General features: G+C 40.5%; 16 protein-coding genes and 1 pseudogene. 8 read left to right on the top strand and 9 right to left on the bottom strand.

Features of this window, described 5'->3' with window-relative positions; translation table 11 throughout:
• Window positions 1–41: 41 nt before the first annotated feature.
• The 3 genes from ACQXR1_RS13245 to ACQXR1_RS13235 all read right to left on the bottom strand — a co-directional run bounded on the left by ACQXR1_RS13245 (window position 42) and on the right by ACQXR1_RS13235 (window position 895).
• Entirely contained in the window at window positions 42–485 is a 444-nt protein-coding gene (locus ACQXR1_RS13245; RefSeq protein ID WP_069840375.1) for a carboxymuconolactone decarboxylase family protein, read from the bottom strand.
• An 87-nt stretch (window positions 486–572) separates the two neighbouring features.
• Window positions 573–749, bottom strand: coding sequence for a hypothetical protein (locus ACQXR1_RS13240; protein WP_080478167.1), 177 nt, complete (start codon window positions 747–749; stop codon window positions 573–575).
• Window positions 746–895, bottom strand: coding sequence for a hypothetical protein (locus ACQXR1_RS13235; RefSeq protein WP_014662946.1), 150 nt, complete (start codon window positions 893–895; stop codon window positions 746–748). Before ACQXR1_RS13235 ends, ACQXR1_RS13240 begins: the two co-directional genes overlap by 4 nt.
• A 189-nt stretch (window positions 896–1,084) precedes the next feature.
• On the opposite strand from ACQXR1_RS13235, the gene ydfH reads away from it, so the two are divergent.
• From ydfH to ACQXR1_RS13220, 3 genes are all read left to right on the top strand, one after another.
• Window positions 1,085–2,308, top strand: a complete 1,224-nt coding sequence (gene ydfH / locus ACQXR1_RS13230) for a two-component system sensor histidine kinase YdfH (protein ID WP_430772293.1) — start codon at window positions 1,085–1,087, stop codon at window positions 2,306–2,308.
• The gene (gene ydfI, locus ACQXR1_RS13225; protein WP_430772292.1) at window positions 2,301–2,942 is read left to right on the top strand and encodes a two-component system response regulator YdfI; all 642 of its coding nucleotides are present in this window, start codon (window positions 2,301–2,303) and stop codon (window positions 2,940–2,942) included. Before ydfH ends, ydfI begins: the two co-directional genes overlap by 8 nt.
• A 115-nt stretch (window positions 2,943–3,057) precedes the next feature.
• Complete coding sequence (locus ACQXR1_RS13220) at window positions 3,058–5,229, top strand: MMPL family transporter (protein WP_430772291.1); 2,172 nt, start codon at window positions 3,058–3,060, stop codon at window positions 5,227–5,229.
• 464 nt (window positions 5,230–5,693) lie between these two features.
• Here the strand turns inward: ACQXR1_RS13220 and ACQXR1_RS13215 are convergent, their stop codons facing one another.
• From ACQXR1_RS13215 to ACQXR1_RS13205, 3 genes and pseudogenes are all read right to left on the bottom strand, one after another.
• The gene (locus ACQXR1_RS13215; RefSeq protein ID WP_430772290.1) at window positions 5,694–6,596 is read right to left on the bottom strand and encodes a carboxylesterase; all 903 of its coding nucleotides are present in this window, start codon (window positions 6,594–6,596) and stop codon (window positions 5,694–5,696) included.
• A 196-nt stretch (window positions 6,597–6,792) separates the two neighbouring features.
• A pseudogene (locus ACQXR1_RS13210) lies at window positions 6,793–7,003 on the bottom strand (DUF554 family protein); the annotation flags it as partial.
• Window positions 7,004–7,274: 271 nt separating this feature from the next.
• A complete protein-coding gene (locus tag ACQXR1_RS13205) occupies window positions 7,275–8,663 on the bottom strand; it encodes a PLP-dependent aminotransferase family protein (RefSeq protein ID WP_071582107.1) in 1,389 nt (462 codons plus the stop codon).
• A gap of 114 nt (window positions 8,664–8,777) precedes the next feature.
• Between ACQXR1_RS13205 and azlC the strand changes: the two genes are divergently transcribed.
• The 4 genes from azlC to ACQXR1_RS13185 all read left to right on the top strand — a co-directional run bounded on the left by azlC (window position 8,778) and on the right by ACQXR1_RS13185 (window position 11,874).
• A complete protein-coding gene (gene azlC, locus ACQXR1_RS13200; RefSeq protein ID WP_014662955.1) occupies window positions 8,778–9,539 on the top strand; it encodes an azaleucine resistance protein AzlC in 762 nt (253 codons plus the stop codon).
• Window positions 9,536–9,868 carry a branched-chain amino acid transporter permease gene (locus ACQXR1_RS13195; RefSeq protein WP_040084057.1) on the top strand — a complete coding sequence of 111 codons (333 nt, stop codon included), beginning with the start codon at window positions 9,536–9,538 and terminating at the stop codon, window positions 9,866–9,868. The genes azlC and ACQXR1_RS13195 overlap by 4 nt, the downstream gene beginning before the upstream one ends.
• Before the next feature lie 161 nt (window positions 9,869–10,029).
• Window positions 10,030–11,352: a branched-chain amino acid transport system II carrier protein gene (gene brnQ, locus ACQXR1_RS13190; protein WP_286315092.1), complete on the top strand. Its 1,323-nt coding sequence runs from the start codon at window positions 10,030–10,032 to the stop codon at window positions 11,350–11,352.
• Between the two features lie 147 nt (window positions 11,353–11,499).
• The gene (locus ACQXR1_RS13185; protein ID WP_014662958.1) at window positions 11,500–11,874 is read left to right on the top strand and encodes a hypothetical protein; all 375 of its coding nucleotides are present in this window, start codon (window positions 11,500–11,502) and stop codon (window positions 11,872–11,874) included.
• A gap of 264 nt (window positions 11,875–12,138) precedes the next feature.
• On the opposite strand, the gene ACQXR1_RS13180 is transcribed toward ACQXR1_RS13185, so the two are convergent.
• The 3 genes from ACQXR1_RS13180 to mneP all read right to left on the bottom strand — a co-directional run bounded on the left by ACQXR1_RS13180 (window position 12,139) and on the right by mneP (window position 14,738).
• A complete protein-coding gene (locus tag ACQXR1_RS13180; protein WP_136654803.1) occupies window positions 12,139–12,828 on the bottom strand; it encodes a DUF554 domain-containing protein in 690 nt (229 codons plus the stop codon).
• A gap of 89 nt (window positions 12,829–12,917) precedes the next feature.
• Window positions 12,918–13,730 (bottom strand): MerR family transcriptional regulator, encoded by an 813-nt coding sequence (locus tag ACQXR1_RS13175; protein ID WP_416723331.1) that lies wholly within the window; start codon window positions 13,728–13,730, stop codon window positions 12,918–12,920.
• Between the two features lie 114 nt (window positions 13,731–13,844).
• Window positions 13,845–14,738, bottom strand: a complete 894-nt coding sequence (gene mneP, locus ACQXR1_RS13170) for a manganese transporter MneP (RefSeq protein WP_430772289.1) — start codon at window positions 14,736–14,738, stop codon at window positions 13,845–13,847.
• A gap of 454 nt (window positions 14,739–15,192) precedes the next feature.
• Here mneP and ACQXR1_RS13165 point away from each other — a divergent pair, with 454 nt between their 5' ends.
• Window positions 15,193–15,813, top strand: a complete 621-nt coding sequence (locus tag ACQXR1_RS13165; protein WP_040084051.1) for a nitroreductase family protein — start codon at window positions 15,193–15,195, stop codon at window positions 15,811–15,813.
• Window positions 15,814–15,820: the final 7 nt, after the last annotated feature.

The raw sequence follows: 15,820 nt of genomic DNA, 5'->3' as shown, positions 1-15,820 counted from the left end.
AGGAGAAGGAGTAAGATTCGTTTTAATCTTACTTCTTCTTATTATTTTGAAGCAGCTCGATTCCCCATTGCAATAGAGATGCGGTTCCAGCTGTTTATTTGATTAATGATGAGAACAAGGTCAACATATTGTTTTTCATCATAATGTTCCCGCACCCGATGATATAGCTCATCAGGAACCCTTTTAGATGGAATGAGCGTGATGTGTTCAGACAGTTCGAGAGCAACTTTCTCTTCAGGGGAGTAAAAATCACATTCATTCCAAGCATGTAAACAGTAAATTCGCTGTTCAGTTTCTCCCATTTTACGGGCATCGGAAGTATGCATATCTATGCAGAAGGCACAGCCGTTTAGTTGAGAAACTCTGATTTTGATTAGTTCTCTCGTAGTTCGGTTAATTGAGGATTGTTTCGTGTATTTCTCCATATCCATCATGATTTTCATACCTTCAGGTGCAATCTCATAGTAGGACACTCTTTGACTCATCAGGCAAAACTCCTTTCCGTCGTATATCTAAATTGTATCTCGATATTGATATCTTTACCAATGTGCGAATTGTATGGCGTTATTTCACTATTTTTTAGCAAAAAGCTGCTTAGAATAAAAATAAGGGTAACCCAAAATGATGAGTGGAGCTGCTAAGGCAAGCAGGGTCCACGAGCCTGAGTGGCTGTCTCTAATGATTCCAATGAATACACAAGTACCGATGAGAAAATATAATAAAGCACCTAAAAACCAATACATGTTCATTCCTCTTTTTCCTTGCATCTGATTTTTGGCTGCGTATTTTTATCTGTCATATGGCTTAATCGATCAGGATATTGATTTTTTAATACCTTCTCAGTCCGGATTCCTTTTCTTTTTAATGATAAAATTGTAAGATCAATTGATTTCAATGATGATCATTCCTTCAATGAATAGTATGTTCCTTTTGATTTTAAAGATAAATTTGAAAAGATAAAACGTACATAAAGGCAGAACGTTCATGTACGTTTGGGCAATGATCACTTGTTGGAACCTCTAATGTTGGGTTCGATTCTCATGAATTTTGATGTGGTGAAACAGGTAAAGGAAGTGGATAAGGTTTGCTGATAAGGAATCCTTTCAAAGATAAATATTACTCACATGATAGGCGTGCATTAAACATGCTTGCGCTTAGAGTGCCTGGCCTGGCTTTTATTCTTATGATCTATACAGCCTCTATCGTGCTGCAATTTGTTTCTGGGAGCTGGTCCATTTTATTGTTTTATGTGTTTACCATATTAATCGCCATTTTTGCTTTGCTTCATTGGCACTCATATCGCTGGGTTAAGAAAAGAGTGATTCTGTATTTCGTGGTACAAGGTTTGATCACCTTTGCACTTGCTAATCTCATGACTGGCTTCTTTATACTTGTCATTATCGGCCTTTATGCATTTTTAATTGGGCAAATCATAGGAATGGCAGACAGAAGAAGGACTTTTCCCATTCTTTATCTATTGCTGCTGCTGGGCATAAATTCGGCGTATCACCTTAATAAAGGTGAAGTGTTGCATTTTATTGTTATTGCTGCTCCGATCATGATTGTCATCATCACTTATGCCGCAACATTTTTTGCCCAAGTTGATGAAAAAATAAAAGCTCAATTGACTCTTGAAAGGCTGGAGCTAGCTCATCAGCAGGTCGAACAGCTGACGCTGCAGAACGAAAGGCAGCGGATGGCCCGAGACTTACACGATACGCTTGCTCAAGGGCTGGTCAGTTTAAATATGCAGCTGGACGCGATTCATGTACATCTCTCCAAAGGCAACACAGAGAGAGCGAAGGAAATCATACAACAATCGATGAAAAGAGTGAAAAGCACATTAGCTGATGCACGTTCAGCAATTGATGATCTCCGCAGCAAATCAGAAGAAATCGGTGTTTTAAAAGAAAGAATTACCTCACTAATGGATCATTTTATAGAGTCGACAGGCATGGCTTGTTTATTAGATTACAGATTGCATCAGGTGCTGGATGTGCGTACAGCTGAAAACTGTTATTACATCATTGGAGAATGCATGACGAATGCGGCAAAGCATGCTGAAGCAAAAACAATCTGGATTTCCATTTGGGATGATGAGAAGGGGAGGCTCCATTTAACAGTTAAGGATAACGGCAAAGGATTTGATGTTGAAAAAGGAAAGAAAAAGAGAGGGCATTATGGGCTTCTTGGCATACAAGAACGTGTCAGATCCATGAATGGCCAATTCAATATAAAGAGTACAAAATTGAAAGGGACACAAATTGAGATTACTGTACCAATTCAGGGAGAGATGCAAGATGAATAAAGTTTTAATCGTTGATGACCATCTTGTCGTGAGGGAAGGTCTGAAGCTTTTAATTGAAACGAACAATCAATACACCATTATAGGAGAGGCGGAAAATGGCAGAGCAGCAGTCCGTCTAGCAGATGAATTGCAACCGGATATCATTCTTATGGATTTGTATATGCCGGAGATGAGAGGGTTAGAAGCCATTAAAAAAATAAAAGAAATACACGATATCCCCATCATTATTTTGACTACATATAATGAAGATCACCTAATGATTGAAGGGATCGAATTAGGAGCGAAAGGATATCTGTTAAAGGATACGAGTTCAGAAACCCTTTTTCACACAATGGATGCAGCGATAAGAGGAAATGTGCTATTGCAGCCTGATATCCTTAAACGCTTGCAAGAAATCCAATTTGAGCGGATGAAGAAGCAGAGCAGTGAGACGCAGCTGACAGAAAAGGAAGTCATTGTTTTAAAAGCAATTGCTAAAGGGCTTAAAAGCAAAGCGATTGCCTTTGATTTGGGCGTCTCTGAGCGAACAGTAAAGGCCAGATTAACGTCCATTTACAATAAATTAGGCGCGAATTCAAGAACTGAAGCAGTAACGATTGCCATGCAAAAAGGTATTCTGACATTAGACAAATAAACTGCATATTTGAAAATTGCCCAAACGTACATGCCCGAATGTACGTTTTTTTTATTTCGTGGTCAACTACAATGAGAAAGAATGTGATTAAGCAATGTGTTGAAAGGAGATTATCATGTCAAAAATGTTATATACATTAGGAGGATGGGTTGCTCGGCATCGCGTAAAAGTAATATGTGCATGGGTCGTTGTGTTAGTTGCTTCGATAGGCCTTGCAATTACCTTAAAGCCAAGTTTTTCTGAGGATATGTCCATACCTGACACACCTTCGGAAAAAGCGATGGATGTGATTGAAAAAGAATTTCCTCACGGTCCTGATAAAGGGAGCATACGGGTGATTTTCGGTGCTGATGATGGGGAGAAACTGACTTCAAAGCCAGCGAAAAAAGCTATAGAAAAAACGTTCAAGGAAATCAGTAAAGATGATTCTGTTGACTCGATTGCAAGTCCTTTTGTGACAGGAACAATCGCGAAAGATGGCACAGTTGCCTATGCTGATATTAAGTATAAATCATCAGCAGATGATATAAAGGATTACTCTATCAAACACTTAAAAGAAAGTTTGAAAATGGCTGATGATGAGGGGTTGCAAACTGAGCTAAACGGAGATGTACCGGGAGCCGAGATGGAGATAGGCGGTGTCTCTGAAATTGTCGGCATTATCTTGGCCTTTGTCGTTTTAGCTATTACATTCGGTTCTTTATTAATAGCAGGATTGCCGATTTTAACTGCGCTGCTTGGTTTAGGGGTAAGCATTGGACTGGTTTTGATTGGGACACAAGTATTCGATATTGCTTCCGTCAGTCTTTCATTAGCCGGAATGATTGGTCTTGCTGTTGGGATTGATTATGCTTTATTTATTTTTACGAAACACCGCCAGTTTTTAGGTGAAGGCATACAAAAGAATGACTCGATTGCAAGAGCCACCGGAACAGCTGGGAGTGCAGTCGTTTTTGCCGGACTTACTGTGATCGTCGCACTTTGCGGATTGACGGTTGTTAACATTCCTTTTATGTCTGCAATGGGGCTGACAGCAGGGCTTAGTGTACTGATGGCTGTTCTCGCTTCTATCACGCTGGTGCCTGCCGTCTTATCAATAGCAGGGAAACGGATGATTCCGAAAGCAAACAAGAAAAAAGGAAAACAAAGAGCTGCCACAAATGCATGGGGGCGTTTTGTCACAAAACATCCTATTCTGCTAAGTGTTTGCAGCATTCTCATTTTGATCGTCATTAGTATTCCATCTATGCAATTGGAACTGGGCTTGCCTGATGCGGGGATGAAAGCGAAGGATAATCCGGATCGACGGGCATATGACTTGCTTGCCGATGGGTTTGGAGAAGGATTCAATGGCCAATTAACCATCGTAGCGGATGCCGCAAGTGTCAAAGGAAATAAAGCGGAGGCTTTCGCAGATGCAGTGAAAGAAATAAAGGGCTTAGACCATGTAGCAAGTGTCACCCCTGCAATGCCTAATAAAGAAGGGAACTTTGCCATCATTACGGTCGTTCCGGAAACAGGTCCAAATGATGTGGCAACGAAAGACTTGGTACACGATGTACGCAGTTTGTCAGATAAAAACGGAGTAGATTTGCTTGTTACTGGATCGACTGCAGTGAATATTGACATTTCAGATCGCCTGAATGATGCGATACCGGTGTTTGCTGTACTCATTGTCGGCTTTGCATTTGTATTGCTGACCATTGTTTTCCGTTCGCTGCTTGTGCCGCTTGTTGCAGTTGCAGGTTTCATTTTAACGATGACAGCCACTCTTGGGATCTGTGTATTTATCTTACAAGACGGCAATCTCATCGACTTTTTCAAAATACCTGAAAAAGGGCCGATACTCGCCTTCCTGCCGATTTTATCGATTGGGATTCTGTTCGGTTTAGCTATGGATTATCAAGTATTTCTTGTCAGCAGAATGCGTGAAGAATATGTAAAAACAAAGAATCCAGTACAAGCCATTCAGGCTGGATTAAAACACAGCGGTCCTGTTGTCACCGCGGCTGGTTTAATCATGATTTTCGTTTTCGCAGGATTTATCTTTGCCGGAGAAGCTACTGTGAAAGCCAACGGATTGGCCCTTTCCTTTGGTGTGCTCTTTGACGCATTTATTGTGCGAATGACACTGATTCCAAGTGTGATGAAACTGATGGGGAATGCAGCCTGGTATTTGCCGAAATGGCTGGACAAGATCATCCCGAATGTGGACATAGAAGGGCATCAACTCACAAAGGAAATACAGCCAGAAATAGCTCATGAACAAAAGAAACAAATCATGTAATAGAAAAAGCAGATCTTTTATGATCTGCTTTTTTGCTTACTATTCCCGATCAAGCTGTAAACGATTTTATAGCCGAACATTGTGGTGGTATTTGGAAAGTGAAGGAGACACTTATGGCGCCATCACTCATTTTCGATATGTGGCAGAAGCTGCGTCATACTAGCAGGCATCCCAGGAAAAGTGATAAAGCACATCAAATGATTTTTTTGACTTTGCATTCACTCCTTGATGCCAAGGATCTTGAGAATCCTTTTTAAAAATTAAGGAATTTAAAACTGATCTGTAAAAAATGCAAATGAAACAAGCACACAAAACCAGTTCTGGGTCTTGTCCAATCGATCATGATATAAAAACAAAATGATGTGTAAAAAATAGAGTCCATGAGAGAGACTCTATTTTTTGAAATGGCTGGCTAGAAGCATATTGCAGGTCTTATGAATGCGAATCACTATCTTAATAAGCACCTATTGTGAAATGTCTGTTTCTGCATTAAAAAAACGTATTACACGTTCATTTACGTATGCGGGTTGCTCCATCGATAAAACATGTCCGGCATTTTTAATGACTTCCGCCTCAATATCAGGAACGAATGAAGAGGCTCGGTGCAGGGCTGAGTGGGGATCATAGATGACTTCATGTTCACCAAGTAATAATAGAATAGGGACTCTTGCTGATTGTAATTCCTCATCGGTAAAAACATACGGAAATCCGTCGGCTTTAGGATTTGGATTTCTTGATCCATCCTGCCACATTACCCCCGCCTGAAACTGCTTCACAAAAATCGGGTGCAGCACACTTTGATCATTCATCATCCAATGTAAGAATGTTTCAACTCCATTTGGCGCTGTAAGGCCAAGAGCGTATTTGTAGAAATCGTGATGAAATGGCAAAAATGTTTCTGCCGGACTCAGTATAGCTGCGCTTTTTACTCTCTCAGGCATACGTAAAAGGAAATTCATCGTATGGAGACCGCCAAGCGAAAGTCCGATCATGTGGGACTTTTCGATCCCCAGATTGTCAAACACATCAAGAAGCCAATTTGCGTAATCCGTTCTCGTACCGCTTAGATTCTCAGGAATACTCTTGTTTTTATCACCTATGATATCAACTGCATAAGTTCTGTATTTGCTGCTCCAATCGGCGATGTTGGGATACCACATCGTGGAACTGAATAATGCTCCGTGGAGTAATACAAGCGGCGGGGCATCCTCTGGCCCGCTAGCAATCACATGGGTTTGTCCAAAACGAGTAGATATGTAGAATGATTTGCAGCGGACCGGCCAAAGACTAAGGCTTTCATTATAAGTTTGAAAATAGCGGATACCGCTGTCACTTAATTCGGGAATGCTAGATGAATGGTTTGACATACAAGTGCCCCTCTCAATTTTGTTTAAATGAATGTGCCGTTTCGTGATGGGGAGTCTGATTTTGGTATAACAGAATTTATTTACAATATAATACAGAGGTTATTCAACGTCAAATCCAAGATAAAAAAGGGAATAAAACGATTGGAACAGATTATTGAAAATCAATATAACAGAATATTAACCTCCTTTTTGGGAGCGCCGCAGCAATTCCAAAACCAAAAGTTGAAGCGAGCACAATGGAGGTGATCTCATCTAATATTCCGTTTGTCAGGAGGTATGATAATCTCCATGCAAAGCGGCTTCAACAGGGCTTAAAATTGAAAGGGAACCGATACAGAATAATAGGATCACAGTTGATAAACCCCCCGCTAAATTGCTTTGTTCACCAGCATGTTGAATCGTAATTCTTTCATTTTAACAACCTTTCTGTTCATATGATTTATACATTCACATTAAATAGTACAGTGAGTTCCAAAGGTAAAGTTTGCGTCATAATGAAAAAGCCCCTTTTAAAAAGCAGATCTTTTATGATCTGCTTTTTTGCTTCACGTTCATTGCCTGATCATGTTGTAGGCGATTCTATGGCCACTCAATGTGGCAGTATTTAGAAGGTGAAGCCGCCATTTTGTTTTTACGCAGGTAGAGGACATCAAGCGGTATAGGGTGTGTTTGATCAAGTTAGCCGAGATAATGTTTCAATCTCTCTAATCCTATTCTCAACTCGTCTAATGATTCTGTTGAAGAAAGCGCAACACGCAAATGCTTATGAGGAGTGGCAGACCCGCTCAAAAAGCGATCAGAATGAAATGCGCGGATTCCATGTTTCTTCAAATCCGTTTCCAGCTGTAACGCATCGGTATCATCATTGATGGAAAGCCACCGATAAAAGCTGAGAGGATGTCCATTCAGCTCTGTTTCAGGAAAAAACTCTGCAAACATATCATTAGCCGACTGGGCAAGCTGTTTTTTTTGAGAAACAATATCGTGCGCTTTTCCTGATAAGATCAGTTCTGTTATGACCTCTGCATCAAAAGAAGACGTTTTTACATTAATGTTGAACATCGCCTGATGGATTTTCTCGCCCAAGGCATCTCCATAGACCATATAGGCTACTCTTAATCCTGAACAGATTGACTTAGAGGTGCTGCAAATATATACGCTTTGTTCTGGGAGCAAGTTGAACATGGGCTCCTGATAATCAGAAATCAAGCCTGCGGTCATAAACGCATGAATATCGTCCTCAATCAATAATAAACGATGCTTGCGGATCACTGCCGCGATTTCTTTCTTTCTGGCACTCGACATCATAACAGTAGTTGGGTTACAGCAAGAAGGCATCAAAAAAATGCCATGAATGTTGAGTTGAGTACATTGCTTTTCTAGTTCGTCCGGCAGCATTCCATACTCATCTCCGGGAATCGGCACTAGCTGAATGTGGTGCATTTTTGCAAGTTCAATAAAGTTTGAGTACGTGTATAAGTCAGTGGCAATTCGATTCCCTGGCTCAAACAGCGCGGCCAATGAAATGGCCAGCGCATTTTGGGCACCGGAAACAATTGAGATATGGTCTTGGTCAGTTTGAATGCCAAACGATTTCATCCAGTTTAGCCCTGCTGTTTTTTGATGCGGAATGCCTGTTGGATCATTGTAATTGAGTAACTGTTTTACGTAATGTTTACTCGCAACCTGTTGAATCACTTCCGTTACAATTTGATTGGTTTCTTCAAAAGAGGCGATTAAACCAAGATCGATACAGTTGGTGATTTTATCTTTAGAAATCGTAATTGAACGAGCGGCGCTAGGAGAAACAAAGGTTCCCTTTCCGGTGACCGCATAGATCAGCCCCTTTACCTCACACACTTTATAGGCTCGGGTAATTGTAGTGAAGTTTAAGTCAAGAAAGTCAGCTAATTCTCGCTGGGGCGGGAGCTTTGTACCCGGTGCCAAAAAACCATTTTTGATATCGTGTTCAAGCAGTGCAGCGATTGATTCATAGAAAGGCCGCTTTAACGCCTCTCTTTCTGGCTTCCAAGACATTGGGTAATTGTCGAATGAATTGACCGGCATAATCCACCTCTATTGTTTCATTTCCCACGAATGGTTTTTAAAAGGAGTGCAGCAAGTTTTCTCTATTATGATACAAAGGATAATTGTAATCCATACAATTATCTTGTTTGTTGTATGGATTTAATATGGTACTTTAAAATAAAAATGTTGCAAGGTGTGAATCTTATGACAAAAAGAAATCAAATAGGGGCAGCATTTCGTTCGGCCTTCCCGTATACGATTCCGATTTTTGCCGGATTTTTATTTTTGGGAATTGCTTATGGAATCTTTATGCATTCTATAGGGTTTAGTGCAATTTATCCGATCATCATGAGTTTTATTATATTTGCAGGATCAATGGAGTTTGTTGCCGCCCATTTCTTGCTGGGCGCGTTCAATCCGTTGAATGCCCTTTTTTTGACGTTGATGATCAATGCCCGACATTTGTTTTATGGAATTTCCATGTTGGATAAGTACAGGGGGACTGGAAAGAAAAAGCTTTATTTGATCTTCGGGATGTGCGATGAATCATTTTCTATCAATTATACCGCTAATGTTCCGGCGAATGTTGACAAGGGCTGGTTTATGTTTTTTGTGACATTGCTTAATCATTTATATTGGGTCGCGGGAGCAGCGATAGGCGGTATTTTTGGATCGTATGTGAAATTTAATACCGAAGGGCTTGAATTTGTGATGACCGCCCTCTTTATTGTGATCTTCATTGAGCAGTGGATGAAAGAGCAAAAACATCACAGTGCTCTCGCAGGCCTTGGGCTTTCAGCTGCCAGCCTTATCATTTTTGGCGGAAACCATTTCATTATTCCTGCTATGCTCGCCATTTTAGGGATACTTACTGTTCTGAGAAAACCATTAGAGAAAGCTGAGGTTTCTGTATGACGATGAGTATAACGCAGCAAATCATTACCGTTGCTATGGTCGTGCTTGGCACAATGCTGACACGGTTCCTTCCATTCATGATTTTCCCGTCTGGGAAACCGACGCCGAAATACATACAATTTTTGGGCAGGGTGCTGCCATCAGCGGTAATCGGGCTTCTGGTTATTTATTGTTTTAAAGACGTGAGTCTACTTTCTGGGAGTCACGGTATTCCTGAATTGATTGGAGCAGCTGCAGTTGCACTGCTTCACTTTTGGAAAAAAAATATGCTACTTTCTATAGCGGGGGGAACCGTTGTTTATATGGCTATGGTACAATTGGTTTTTTAACCGTATGGGGAACGATCAATGATCAAACTTTTATTGAACTTTTTAAAAATTAATGAAATTGACACAATCTTATTTTGGACTCAGCACCGTGCCAATGTATATAGCATCTGTAGTGTTTCCTTGCCATTCAAGAGGTGTCTACTTTATTCGGAGGATTTATCATGTCAAAAAAAGTGTCTGCTTCCTATATCATCATTATAGGACTAATGCTATTTGCATTGTTTTTTGGGGCGGGAAATCTCATTTTCCCGCCTATGCTTGGGCAAATGGCTGGAAAAAATGTATGGATTGCCAATGCGGGTTTCTTGGTGACAGGAGTCGGCTTGCCGCTGCTGGCAATGACTGCATTTGTTTTTTCAGGTAAAGATAATTTACAATCGTTAGCCAGCCGTGTGCATCCGGTGTTTGGCATTGTGTTTACAACGATTCTCTATCTGGCCATCGGGCCTTTTTTCGCTATCCCAAGATCGGGGAACGTATCGTTTGAAATTGGAGTGAAACCTTTTTTATCAGATGATGCAGGCCCTGTTTCATTGATCATATTTACAATATTGTTTTTTACAGTTGCATGTCTGTTATCACTTAATCCCACAAAAATAGTGGATGTGGTCGGAAAAGTTTTAACACCAATTAAATTGACATTTATCGGTTTGCTTGTAGTGGTAGCTCTTGTTCATCCAATTGGAACCATTCAAGCGCCATCAAAAGGGTATACATCGCATGTGTTTTTTAAAGGCTTTCAGGAGGGATACCTTACACTGGATGCCCTTGTAGCATTCGTTTTTGGAATCATTGTGGTGAATGCAATGAAAGAACAAGGGGCAGCCACCAAAAAACAGCTGATCATCATTTGTGCGAAAGCCACTGCGATTGCTGCGACACTTTTAGCCCTTATCTATACTTCCCTTTCATATATGGGGGCCTCCAGCGTTGAAAAGCTGGGGTTTTTAGAAAATGGGGCCGAGGTTTTGGCTAAGGTTTCATCCTATTATTTTGGATCCTATGGTTCTATTTTATTGGGTTTAATGATTACGGTAGCATGTTTGACGACAAGTGTCGGACTCATCACAGCGTGCTCTTCGTTTTTTCATGAATTATTTCCGGGCATTTCTTATAAAAAAATAGCTGTGATGTTAGCGGTGTTTAGCACACTTGTTGCAAATATAGGATTAACAGAGCTCATTAAGGTGTCCAAGCCTGTCTTAATGACGATGTATCCAATCGCGATTTCCTTAATATTTTTAACGTTTTTGCACTCTGTATTTAAAGGGAAGGCTGAAGTGTATCAGGGGAGCTTACTGTTCACGTTTATCATCAGCCTATTTGACGGTTTGAATGCAGCTGGGATAAAGATTGAAGTCGTGAATCGCGTTTTCACTCAGGTTCTTCCTATGTACAGCATAGGGCTTGGGTGGCTTATTCCAGCCATTGCAGGGGGGATAGGCGGCTATATACTGAGTATGTTCCGAGCAAAAAAATCATGATTTAGCGCTGTAGGGCCGATAGAACCACTCACCTTTATAGATGGTGATTTCCCTGATCCGTGTTCTAAAGAGTTGAACAATGACTCAGATCTGCAGGTGGAATAAAGCTCTTTTCCGCCTGCTTAATTGGGGGGAGAAGCTTTGTGTATGAGATTAGCACACATAGATAAACACGAAAGATCGATCCTTCGTGAGTTTCAGCTACAACGGTCAAAGACGAGCCCATCTCAAGTTGCGTTCATGGCACAAGCTGCAAATGATGTAAAGACATATCGTGTAACATCAAAACCTATCCAAAAGAAAAAAAGAAGGCAGGGCAGAGCTGAATCAAAAGCCTCCCGTGAAGCAGCATTAAACATATTAAAGCAGCAGAATAAGCCAATGAGCAGTATCGATTTGAAAAGAAGGATTGAAAAGGAAACCGGCGTACACATTTCGAATATGACATCATTTATGAATACTTTGATGAAAACACACCCCGAGGTGAGAAAGCCTTATAGAGGGCAGTACATTGTGATTTGAATGCATGGTATCAAAGACTCAGCATTACAAATGTAGATCAGAGACAGAAACACAAACACAGCGCATGTTCAGCATGAATGATACCAAGGATCTTGACGACCTTGGTATTTTTGTTGTGAACTGCCGGCCATCGATCGGTTTATGTACAAAGACGATCGCAAAGATTGTGATGAATGAATTGACGCCCATATGACCATTCACCGTCTGTTCCAGTAATAAAACATGGCCGGCATTCATGATTTGCGCTTAATTGATGGCGATTTGTTAAAAATGCAATCCAAATGATTGAATCACAAAAATCACAACAGGAGGGATCAACAGGGAAGGCAGCAGATTCAGTGTTTTGAACTTCTTGATTCCAAGAATGCTTAGACCTGAACTGAGGATGAGTATGCCACCCACAATAGTAATTTCGTTAATAAGGTCTGTATTGATTGCGCTCTCCATTACTTTAGCAAATAAATAGATGGAGCCCTGCCAAGCAAACAATACAATGGCAGCTGCCGCTATTCCAAAACCAAAAGTCGAGGCGAGCACAATGGAGGTGATCCCATCTAACATCCCGTTTGTCAGAAGGTACGTATAATCTCCATGCAAAGCCGCTTCAACAGGACCCAATATTGACAGCGAGCCTATACAAAATAATAAGACCGCAGTGGATAACCCCTCCGCTAAATTGCTTTTCGAAAATTTGTTCACCAGCTTGTTGAATCGTAATTCCAGATTAATGACCTGGCCAAGCAAACCTCCAATAGCTAAACTCACGATGAAAAGAATGGGGTATTTACTATCAGGCAAATGCTGTGTAACGGCGTTGATTCCCAGCGCGACTGCAGCGAATCCCATTGCCTGCATTAAAATATCCTGGTATTCATCTTTAATGCCTTTTTTGAATATCCCCCCGATTATGCTTCCCGCAATGATCATCACTGTGTTAAAAATCGTTCCAAACATAAGCTTTCTCCTCCAATAATGATTCCTGCATAAAAAATAAACCCTCTAGTTAGTAGAGAGTCAAGGGAGATCAAAACATATTCATGAGATTATTTGATGGGCAAGAGGATTTCAGTCACATAATTGTCTAGGTTATTCGTAATGCCATAATCAATGAGCGTGATTTCGATAGAATCCCCTGCTACCTCATAATGATGCTCTTCCATATACGCCAGTAATGTTTTGTAGTAGGGTTCGGCTTCTAGGTGTGACCCTCTAAACCTAATTTGCAGATATTCTCTTGAAGGGAAAATGATTTCTGATGAAGTTTTTTCATTTTCATCTTCAAGAATCATAAATATACTGGAATATTTGTCAAACTGTCTTGCCTTCACATTTGCTGCTGAAATGGATAAACCGATTTTGCCTATAAATATATCTTCGTTCACATTCAGGTGAGTTCTCAATTCCGCTAACGAATGTTCGATATCATGGCCGAGAACATATTCATGCTGTAAATAAGCCACACGAATTGCGGGAAGTTTGATTTTTGAAATGTGATGTAACGGTGTGTGAACGGCATCTTCTATATGTGTGATGCGGCGGGAGATCTTTCGTTCAATGCGTTCCAATTCTTTTTTCTTGCGGTCAATTTCAGCTTGCTGGCTTTTTAGTAAATGAAGAAGGGTATTTGTATTTTGAGAGTTATAAAAATCAAGCAGCTTATGGATTGGCAGACCTAAGGCCCTCAAATACTTGATGGTATCCAGCCGCTCAAACTGTTGGGTGGAATAATATCGATAGTTCGTTTTCTCGTCTTTATATTCCGGCTTCAAAAGACCAATTTCATCATAATACCTAAGAGCAGAGATTTTCACATTGAATAACTTTGACACTTCCCCAATCGAAAAAAATTCCTTCATTCTAACAACCTTTCTGTCCCTATGATTGATATACATCCATATTATATAGTACAGCGAGTTCTAAAGGGAAAGTTTAACAGCATAAAGCAAAAGCTCCTTTTCAAAAGGAGCTTTTCATTCTTCGAAATAAGGATTCACATGGATGAGCACTTCTTCAACATCGGAAAACTGTCTTTTGATTTCATTTCGAATTTCGCGGGCAATGTCATGTCCCTGCTTAATTGTCAAATCATGATCCAAAGATAGACGGACATCAAGCAATTTATAGTGGCCGTGTTCTCTCGCGCGGATTCTATCGATTCGTTTTACCTGATCACATTGAAAAATAACAGCTTTATATTCCTCGATCAGCTTGGGGTCAACGCTCTTTTCCATAAGCACATCAACAGACGGCCTGATTAATTCCATAGAAATCTTAAAAATGAGGTAAGCAACGATTGCACTGGCTATTGCATCGGCGTACAACAGATAGGACCAGCCGCGTGTGTTTCCGATGATAGCCAATAGGACGCCGATAAAAGCGGCAAGGGAGGCAACGATATCGCCTTTATGATCGTATGCAATCGCTATAATCGCTTTGCTGTTCCATTTTTTCCCTTGCTTGATAGAATAACGATATAAGATTTCCTTAGCCACGTACGAAATAAGAGCCGCAAATAATGCGCTGTATTGGGGAACGCTTGGCCCTTTAACAAAGGACAAAATCGCTTCAATGAGGATATAAACGGATACGATCACTAAGATTATTCCTACAATCGCCTCACTAATGACTTCTGCTTTTCCGTGTCCAAAAGGATGGTCTTGATCGGGCGGTTTATTGGAAATGCCGATCACTGCCAAGACCGCAATCGAAGCAACGACATCTGCCGCAGAATGGATTCCGTCTGCAAAAACGGCTTCACTATCGCCTATCAGTCCAAAAAAGACCTTTCCTGCCATTAGGATCAGATTGGCGATCAATGCAATCAAAGCAACTTTTCTGCTGATTTGTTCTCTTTCACTTGCCATTTTTTCCTCCTATAAAACTGCACAAAAAAAATAGGAGTGCTCTTTAGACGCTCTCCGTATCCTTTTCTGTGTAATCACTTTGCTTATCATACCAATTCAATTTCGAGTGGGTCTATAGCAACGTTGTTTCCTGGTTACTAATAAATAAGGTAACAGAAAAAAAGTTGGAGCTGTGCTAAAAGCTCACACTGCAAACAAATGAGTTCTCATGTAACAAGGAGTGGCAATAATAATGCTGCCTTCAGCGGAAAAATTCCATCTGTTATAAAAAAACTATTGACATTAGATGATCTGTATTTTACTATTATCTCATATTCAAGATATTTTAATTCGAGATATTAAGTTAATAAGATCAACGATCAAGGTCCAATCGCAGTCAGTTCTTTTTTAAAAATTCAATGAGATTTTTTATAGAATAATATCTCGAATTCGAGATAAAAAGGAGTGTATCGTAATGGCTGAATTTACACAGTTAGTCAATGAAAGAAGATCTGCAAGCAATTTTCTTTCAGGTCATCCAATCACAAAAGAAGACCTCAATGAGATGTTTGAATTGGTTGCATTGGCACCATCGGCTTTTAATTTGCAGCATACAAAATATGTGACGGTTCTAGACCCGGATGTAAAAGAAAAGCTGAAACAGGCCGCAAACGGACAATATAAAGTGTTTAGCTCATCTGCGGTTCTTTTGGTATTAGGGGATAAACAGGCATATCAGCAAGCGGCTGACATCTATGAAGGATTAAAGGTGTTAGGGGTATTAAATAAGCAAGAGTATGACCATATGGTTCAAGACACCGTTTCGTTTTATGAAAACAGGGGAGAGCAATTTAAGAGAGATGAGGCGATAAGGAACGCTTCACTTTCTGCGATGATGTTTATGCTGAGTGCTAAAGAAAAAGGCTGGGACACCTGCCCGATGATCGGCTTTGATGCGGAAGCCGTAAAACAGATTTTGAACATAGATGACCAGTTTGAGGTTGTCATGATGATTACAATTGGGAAAGAAAAAACAGAGAGCAGAAGGCCGCGCGGCTACCGTAAGCCTGTGAATGAGTTTGTTGAGTATATGTAAAAGGAGC

The sequence above is a fragment of the Bacillus sp. ATD genome (genome assembly GCF_050585765.1).
GTDB classification, from domain to species: Bacteria; Bacillota; Bacilli; order Bacillales; family Bacillaceae; genus Bacillus; species Bacillus stercoris.
Note: the sequence above shows the minus strand (reverse complement) of the source record. Positions and strands in the feature narration are given on the sequence as shown.